At 51.2% G+C, this 1,573-nt stretch carries 1 protein-coding gene; it reads right to left on the reverse strand.

Going from position 1 to position 1,573, the window contains the following annotated elements; genetic code table 11:
- Window positions 1–63: 63 nt before the first annotated feature.
- The coding region (locus AC3DOM_RS17065) for an NAD(P)H-hydrate dehydratase (RefSeq protein WP_487920237.1) at window positions 64–1,573 on the reverse strand (1,510 nt) is incomplete at its 5' end.

Below are 1,573 nucleotides of genomic sequence, written 5' to 3' on the forward strand. Positions count from 1 at the left end.
CTGGTAACCCCGACCTTCGACTGTGCTCGCTATCGTTCGCTCCGCTCGGGAGCTGGGTTTTTTCTATTCCAAATCCGCAATAATATCGGGGACCGTAGCGAGGATATCCCCCGCCAAAACGGAAGCGGTTGAACCGAAAACTTCTGCCGCAGAAAGCCCAGCTTGCGCATGGATCCATGAGCCTGCCACCGCTGCTTCAACAGCCTCTAATCCCTGTGCGCGGAGCCCAACGATCAACCCCGCCAATACATCTCCTGAGCCCGCCCGCGCTAATGCAGGCGAGGCAACAGGGATGGTATATGTCTCTCCGCTGGGAGCTGCAATAACGGTAAAGGCACCCTTCAATACAAGCACGTGACCCCACTCGTGAGCGTATTTGCGCGCAACTTCCAAACGGTCAGCCTGAATTTCACCGACAGAGAGCCCCGTCATCACGGCCATCTCTCCCGGATGTGGTGTCAGGACAGCTGTTTTAGGGAGTAACTTAGGCCAATTTTCGATTTGAGAGAGGAGCTTTAACCCATCTGCGTCGAAAACCAGAGGGGGCAAATCGTTCTTCACTTCCTCCTGCTTATCCTCTTCACCATAAGCAAAGCCCATCCGCCCGCCACTCTTTTTCTTTGTAGATTTCCCTTCGATTAAATTCTTTATAAATTCACGTGTGGTATCCTCCATTCCAAAGCCAGGACCAATCAGGAGCGAGGTCGCTCGCTCGATATTCTCCAACAGAACACTGGCCGCATCTGCTGAGACGACACCCATCTTCTGAGGCAATAAAATCCAGGTCGCTTCCGGAAATTGTCCCGCCAATGCACCATGCAACGCCGAGGGGATCGCTAGCGTTACCAAACCAGCGCCAATCCTATAGGCGGCTTTTCCTGCGAGCAGAGCTGCCCCAGTATAGTTAACCGACCCTGCTGCAATCAGGGCTGCGCCAAAGGTTCCCTTATGCGCGGATAGTGGGCGTTCCGGTAATAATGCAGCGACATGATCTTCGTTGACGACAAAATTTGAGACCGCCACCCAATCGGGAACTTTATCAGTCACGCCAATATCTACAACAGCAATATCACCACAAAGTTCAAAAGCGGGTAATTTCAATAAGCCAAATTTGATCGCTGCCATGGTCGCGGTCAAGTCTGCGGGTATGGTTTCTGGTGCTACATCTCCTGAATCGCAATCTACGCCAGAAGGACAATCTATCGCAACAACAATGGGTTTCCAATCGACGAATTCGAGGGCATCACCGGCTGCTGCCAGCAAATCCGCTGCGCTCTCTCGAAGAGGTAATTTGATCCCCGTGCCAAGTAATCCATCTAGCAAAACCGAGCTGTTTTCAACAAGCGTGTTTAGTTCTGAATATTCCTTATCACTCTCAGCATAAACGATATTCCCGCCTGCTTTTTCAACTCTCTTTAGGAGGGGATCACCCTTGGATTTCCGTTGAAAAATATAGGCGCTCACTTGCCAGCCTTCAGCAACAAGGAGCTCAAGCGTAACCAGGGCATCTCCACCGTTGTTTCCAGGACCCACCAATGCCAAAATATTATTTTCACTATCCGGATCAACAGGT

The sequence above is a fragment of the Candidatus Desulfolinea nitratireducens genome, from assembly GCF_982879505.1.